We start from the raw sequence: 6395 nt of genomic DNA on the forward strand, positions 1-6395 counted from the left end.
AGTCGCTACTAAGCGACTGATATCCAGAGCAATCAGTGAAATCAAGCACTTGGGACTACCCGATTGGTACACACGGGTGGTACACATGCCCCTTGCAATGGCTCGTCCCTGGAAGCACCCAAAGACAGGCATCTACTGGCTGCGCAAACGCGTGCCGGATGATCTGCTGCGCCTTGTCGGCAAGCGCGAAGAGAAACGGAGCTTGGGCACGCGCGATCCGAACGCCGCTAAGCGTCTACATGCTGCGGCCCTGGCTGAGGTCGAGCTGCGGTGGTCAAACCTGAGATCACCACCAAAGGCGCTTAGCGAAAGGGAGGCCTTTGATCTGGCAGCACCCGTTGCCGATTGGTGGATTGCTCAGCATCGAGAGAATCCAAGCGCTCAAAAGACGTGGAAGACTGAATTCGGGGACCGGGTATTTGCACCACTGGCCGTGCTTGAAGCCGGCGATCTGGGGGCACTCAACAAGCACATGCCCACGGCAGGCTCCTTCGACGTTCTGCAAATGGAACAATGGTGCCTTCAGGGTGCATCGGAGCTATGTGAAGCTCGTGGTTTGCAGTTAGACGAGACTTGTCATCGTCTACTTGCCCGATGCATCGCAAGGGTAGTCCAACGAGCGAGCCTTCAGTTGAAACGGCTCGCGGATGGCCAACCACTCGAAACTTTCTTCCCTTTTGAGGTGCCCCATCGAGCGCCGTCCGCATCTAGCCGGAGAGCGATCATTTTTCCTAAATTGGTCGAGGGGTGGATCGCTGAGCGGCGCCCCGCACCAAAGACAATTTACGAGTGGCAAAGGGTGATCAAGCAACTGGCCTCGTTCCTGGGGCACGAGAACGCATCCGCGCTGACCGCTGACGACTTGCTTAGGTGGAAGTCATCCTTAGTAGAAGCCGGCCTGAGGTCCAAAACGGTTCGCGACGCTAAGCTCGCACCTGTTCGTGCGATACTGCAGTGGGGCGTACAAAATCAGCTCCTCGCCGACAACGTTGCCGAAAAGGTCACCATCGATGTTCGCGCCAAGCAGGGTGAGAAGAAGAGGAGTTTCACGGACGAGGAAGGCAGAATAATTCTGCGGGCAGCACTTTTGGAGAGAGATCCGGTCCGCCGGTGGGTACCTTGGATTGGCGCTTATTCTGGCGCTCGCGTGTCAGAGATCTGTCAACTTCGACGTGAAGACGTTGTCGAGATAGAGGGCGTCTGGTGTTTGAAGGTGATGCCAGAGGCTGGCTCCGTGAAGACGAGCGGATCCGAGCGTATCATTCCGCTTCATCCTGCGCTCGTATGGCAAAGCTCGGCTTCGCATGAGCTGTCAGAATTGACGAGCGCCTGAACTTGTTTGGTTAGGAAGTTCAGGTGGAGGGACTTCTTATGCGCAATGCACTTCGCCTGGGGGAAGCTAGTTGCGGCACCTATCGTGAAACCCGTCAAAGACCGGCGCTGCGTGAAAAGGGAGAAGGAAACTGCCATCGTTACCGGGAAACGTACGGGGGCCAACAATGACCCGGAAGCGAGCGCTTGTAATGATGGCCGGTTTAGTTATTGCGATATTGTGTGGCTTCTTCGGCTGGAATGAAAAGTTTCGGATGGAGGCCAAGAATGGCCCGGAATCAACAATTGGCAAATCCGGCGACTTCAAGTCACCGGGTGGAACTCCCGAAGAAAGCGAGCGGCGCCGCATATAGAATGCGCTGGAGAGGGAGTAGCCACCAAGTAGGTCCCTTCATATCAGTCCTCGTGCGCGGTCGTATGTGACGTGGCCATGGTGAGAAGATGGACGGCTGCGGTCCCCAATTGCTGCATTTCCTTATCATCCACATAGACCCCTGCCGCACGCTGGTAAGCAATAGCCACCGTGGCGCAGGCATCAGTAACGAAGTTCCCAAGGCGATCGTCTTGGTGTAACCGGCCCGCGCGATCCAAAACCAATTGCATCGCCGCTCGTGACGTATTTTCCGCAATGCGAGCATCATCTATATCAGTTCGGGACAGACTCTCGCCCTGGTGGCACTTTTTGCTTACGTCTTCGACAGCACGATAAAATTGATGCTTTCGTGCTTCATCTGCTTCTAAATAGCTTTTCAGAAAACGCCGGGCCCGCTCCTCAAGGTGCGTGCGGTCCAATCTTACCTTCTTACGCCGCTCACGTGATTCCGAGTTGAACCAACCAAACATCGAACGCCCTCCGCGAACCCCTCGTCACGATAGGCTCTTGCCTGGATGATCTCTACCATGAGTTTACGGCTTCAAGGATTCGCCGAGACGGACTATGAAGCTTCGTGAGTTATGGACCGCGGCAGCCGTTTTTCTGGAGCTCTCCTACAGAACTCATTCGACAAGAAATCGAGCAACTTTGCGGTGGGTTGGGAGCCGAAACGTTCGACCAGGCTGCGGATGGGGCAGTGCTCCAAGGTCAAGGCGGCGAAAGACCGCTGTGCCTCCCGATTATGCGATTATGAGGCTCCGATGCCCATAATTAGAATTGAATGTTGACAGCCCCAACCCGTCCCGAGGTCGACTTCGTTCCCATCGAGAAACGATGTCTCTTGTCCGAGCAAGATTTGGAAGTCGCCGACGGGAAATGAATATCCCCAACTGACGAGAGAGCTAGTGGGACAGTCTCGCGTCCTAGACGATCACCATGTTTGTTCGGTCCTCGAGCATTGATCTTATCGGAAATCGGATGCGATCGATGTGAGCGGCGTTGGTTTACCTGGCGAAGGGACGTGCACGCGTTAGACACGACGTTCAATAGCAGGTCCCAATGTGCATTCCAGCTAATTACACTACGCCGGAAAGCCGTAGGGGCTAACTGTTCTAGGTTGGCGCCTGTCTTTCAGACAGATAACGGGCGCGGACTTTCCGAAGTACCGCCGGAGGTCGCTGAGACGTGGACCGATCAACGCGACGGCTGCCCGGAGTTCGTACGGTTGAAGCTGCATATCCTTCGCCCAATGATGAACCTGGAGGTCGTTCGTTGGGTCGATCAGAACCGAGGTGTATGGGATAGGCTTGTGCATGGCGTTACTCAACAAGGGGTCAGGCGATAACCTGCAAGCAAAATCCAGGTTCCTACTTCACATTGGAAATGTGCGGTGCAGCTCCGATGGAGACTCCGCCGTCGTCAATCCCGGTTCATGGCGGGTATGAGGCAGGCATGGTTGCCGTTCTGCTGATGCCCAATACGCACACAAAGATAAGCCTTGGCTCACCAGAGACGAGCGTGCGGCAAAGAAGAGAACGGCCCGACGGGACGCGGGTCCGCGTATCGCGAAGGCGATTCAGAGGCTGACACTTTTTCCGTCGCCGACGACCTGACAGTTGAACAGCTTAAAGAAATCGGCTGCGTGGCATCGGAGCTCTTGAATAGCCCGTCCGGACATCCATATACCATCCAATCAGATGGTCAATGGATGGTACAAAATGTCCGCGGATGTTCGAAAACTCAGACCAAAGCTCGCCGATACCGAAAAAATCACGATCAATCTTGGTTATGTCGACCTCGGGCATGTGGATCTGATGGTGCAGGAGGGCTTCTACTCAAATCGTACCGATTTCATTCGAACAGCGATCCGTAACCAACTCGAACGCCACGCGGATGTAGTCAAACAGTCCACGGTCCGAAAAAGCCTGGAACTTGGTTTGCGAACCTACAGCCGCGCGGATCTCGAAGAGGCGCGCCGGACCGGTGAGATGCTGCACATCAATGTTCTCGGCCTTGCCAGCATCGCTCAAGACGTCACGGTCGATCTCGCCCGCGCCACCATTGGCTCAGTCTCCGTGCTCGGAGCTTTGCACGCCAGTCCCGCCGTCAAGGCTGCTCTCGCCGACAGAATAAGGTAACCAGATGCTGAACCAGGACACCCTTCGCGAAGCCACACGGCTGACGCAAGCAGGCCAACTTGCGGAAGCCACGGCGTTGCTTCAGCGCATGCTCCGCGGGGACCGCGCGCCCGACGCGCATTCGCGCACACCAGGGCGCATTGCCCTTCCAGGCAGCGAGCCGCTTACCGTCGATGCGAAGGCCAATGATACAGAGGAGACTAGTGGCGCGCACCTGACGCAGGCTCCATCCTCCTCATCCCCCAGGCTTCAACCATTATTCCGACGAGCAAAGGATGGCTCTTGGCTCGGAATGCGAGGCGCGAAGCGCACCCCGCCGTCTGCGTTGGACATCGCGCCCGAGGGCACGAAGTTCATTGAAGCTGTCTACAGCAACCCGGCGGGAAGCCGCGCTTACAAGCTCTTCATCCCGAGCGGATATCAGGGGCAGCCGCTCCCCTTGATCGTGATGCTGCACGGCTGCACCCAATCGCCCGACGATTTCGCTGCCGGTACGCGAATGAACTTCATGGCAGAGGAACAACCGTGCTTCGTTGTCTATCCTGCCCAGCGCAGCGACGCCAACCAGTCGAATTGCTGGAACTGGTTTCGCACAGCCGACCAGAAACGCGGTACAGGCGAACCCTCGCTTATCGCGGGCATCACCCGCCAGGTCATGCGCGATTATTCGGTCGATCCAAAACGCGTCTATGTCGGCGGACTGTCGGCTGGAGGGGCCGCTGCGGCTATCATGGGGACAACTCATAATGATCTGTATGCGGCGGTCGGGATCCATTCCGGCCTCGCCTACGGGGCCGCCACCGACATGCCCTCCGCATTTGCCGCCATGCGACAAGGCGGCGCACCCGGTCGCATAGTCATTTCCGGCAACGAGCCGCCTGTGCCGACAATTATTTTTCACGGCGACCGCGACACCACCGTGCATCCAAGCAATGCCGGTCAAGTTGTTGAGCAGGCCATCGGCCAAACGAGCACGCAAATAGCGCTTGCATCGCGGCCAGATACCCGGAGGCCATGCATACACCCGCACAACCCATACTGACGCGGGCCGACGCAAAATCGTAGAGCACTGGAGCATCCACTGCGCCGGACACGCATGGTCGGGCGGCAGCCCTGCGGGCTCGTACACCGATCCCCGGGGACCGGATGCAACGAGGGAAATGCTTCGTTTTTTCCTGGATCATTCGCTCCCGGCGAAGTACAGCGCGCCTTCGAGATCAAGAACGCTATGACCATGCAATGCGTTATCAATGCGATCATTCGGACCCTGACGCATCTGATCGGTGGCATTCGCTGATCGGATAGCCTCAGGCGTAAACCCTGAGGTGAGGTGGCAAATGGGCGCTTTATAAAAGGAGTGGAGAACTGGCGCGGTTACGAAGTAGCCGCCCGGCTCAAGCGCGAATCTAACGAAATCGCCCGCTCGGCGGCGTCTCTCGGCCCGGCTTGGGTATTATTTCGACGGCCTGCCAATCAAAGTAAGCGTACAGGCCGGACCATGCGTAAATTTTGGTCTGGCAAACCTCACAGTTGAAGCTACCGCTCACCTTCTCCGGGCGTTCTTTTTGAGTAGCCTGATATCCGGCACTGCACTTGGAGCAGATGAATATCACGGTGACGGTTGGGCTCATCTCAACTCGCATTGACGCGATTTGGAATCATTTACACTATCTCATCTTGAATGTCCGTGCTGAGCAGCGCGCCCTGCAGTTAAGCTACCCCAACGTAAATTTTACCATGAGCAACCTTAAGGTTAAAAGTAAGTCTCGAACAAGTTAACCAAGACCGTTCCTGAGAGTTCCCGTATCAACGGGAATGACCGTTAAACGAGAAGACCTCGAGACCCTCCGACTGTTGAGGGCCTTCGTAAGAATTACTGACCCGGAAAAGCGTCGGGAAATTATCGCGCTGGTGGAAAAAGCCGCGCCACCTAAGATTGACGAAAAATCTCCCAATTGACTGCCCCGCTTTCCGATGCCCAACGCCGACGAAAACCGCTTGGGCTACATCGATAGAGCGTTCGCCAGTCTCGACCGCATGTAAGGACATTCATCAAGGAAGGTGCTGTTTGAGGCTGGCGACCACATAACCGGAGTTTATTTCCCCCACTACCACTGTCGATCCTCTAGTTATAACGCATCGCGAGGGCGAAATGACCGAAGCCGAAATGACGGGCAAGGATGGCGTCGTTGGTATGTCGCCCGCGTTAGATAGCAAAGTCGCTTCGAGCCGTGCCATTTCGCGCTTTGATGCGCGGTAAGCATAATCAAATCCATCTGTCCGGCGGTGACCGTAAGGCGCTCTCCAAAGAGCTAACGAAAGGCGCGGACGATTGGCATCGCTGGCGGCGCACGCTGATGAAGTGAAGCGGACGAGCTTCTCGTCAAAGCTGGAATGAATGCATGTGGGTCGACCGAGCGTCCTCGAAATGTTTTTGCGGTGATTACCTGCAGTCACGCGGAAGCCTAATTCGTAGTGGATGCTGCAACCACGTTGACCAATTTCGTGGTGTCGCGGAGCTTCCGGTGCGCCGTCCTCAAAATATTAGCCCA

Annotated in this window: 5 protein-coding genes and 1 pseudogene; 4 read left to right on the plus strand and 2 right to left on the minus strand. The window is 56.2% G+C overall.

All coding sequences use genetic code 11. The features are described from left to right. Positions 1-85: 85 nt before the first annotated feature. The gene (locus tag JQ575_RS37270) at positions 86-1333 is read left to right on the plus strand and encodes a site-specific integrase (protein WP_212038176.1); all 1248 of its coding nucleotides are present in this window, start codon (positions 86-88) and stop codon (positions 1331-1333) included. Positions 1334-1499: 166 nt separating this feature from the next. Continuing rightward, positions 1500-1685 (plus strand): hypothetical protein, encoded by a 186-nt coding sequence (locus JQ575_RS37275; RefSeq protein WP_212038177.1) that lies wholly within the window; start codon positions 1500-1502, stop codon positions 1683-1685. Between the two features lie 43 nt (positions 1686-1728). Here the strand turns inward: JQ575_RS37275 and JQ575_RS37280 are convergent, their stop codons facing one another. Together JQ575_RS37280 and JQ575_RS46705 are read right to left on the minus strand one after the other, a co-directional pair. Further along, a complete protein-coding gene (locus JQ575_RS37280) occupies positions 1729-2175 on the minus strand; it encodes a hypothetical protein (RefSeq protein ID WP_212038178.1) in 447 nt (148 codons plus the stop codon). 611 nt (positions 2176-2786) lie between these two features. After that, a complete protein-coding gene (locus tag JQ575_RS46705; RefSeq protein WP_212038179.1) occupies positions 2787-3020 on the minus strand; it encodes a DUF3606 domain-containing protein in 234 nt (77 codons plus the stop codon). Between the two features lie 382 nt (positions 3021-3402). Between JQ575_RS46705 and JQ575_RS37290 the strand changes: the two genes are divergently transcribed. Continuing rightward, the gene (locus tag JQ575_RS37290; RefSeq protein WP_409364864.1) at positions 3403-3843 is read left to right on the plus strand and encodes a CopG family transcriptional regulator; all 441 of its coding nucleotides are present in this window, start codon (positions 3403-3405) and stop codon (positions 3841-3843) included. Positions 3844-3847: 4 nt separating this feature from the next. Continuing rightward, a pseudogene (locus JQ575_RS37295) lies at positions 3848-5075 on the plus strand (alpha/beta hydrolase family esterase). Positions 5076-6395: the final 1320 nt, after the last annotated feature.

The organism is Bradyrhizobium sp. JYMT SZCCT0428 (assembly GCF_018131075.1).
Taxonomy (GTDB): Bacteria; Pseudomonadota; Alphaproteobacteria; order Rhizobiales; family Xanthobacteraceae; genus Bradyrhizobium.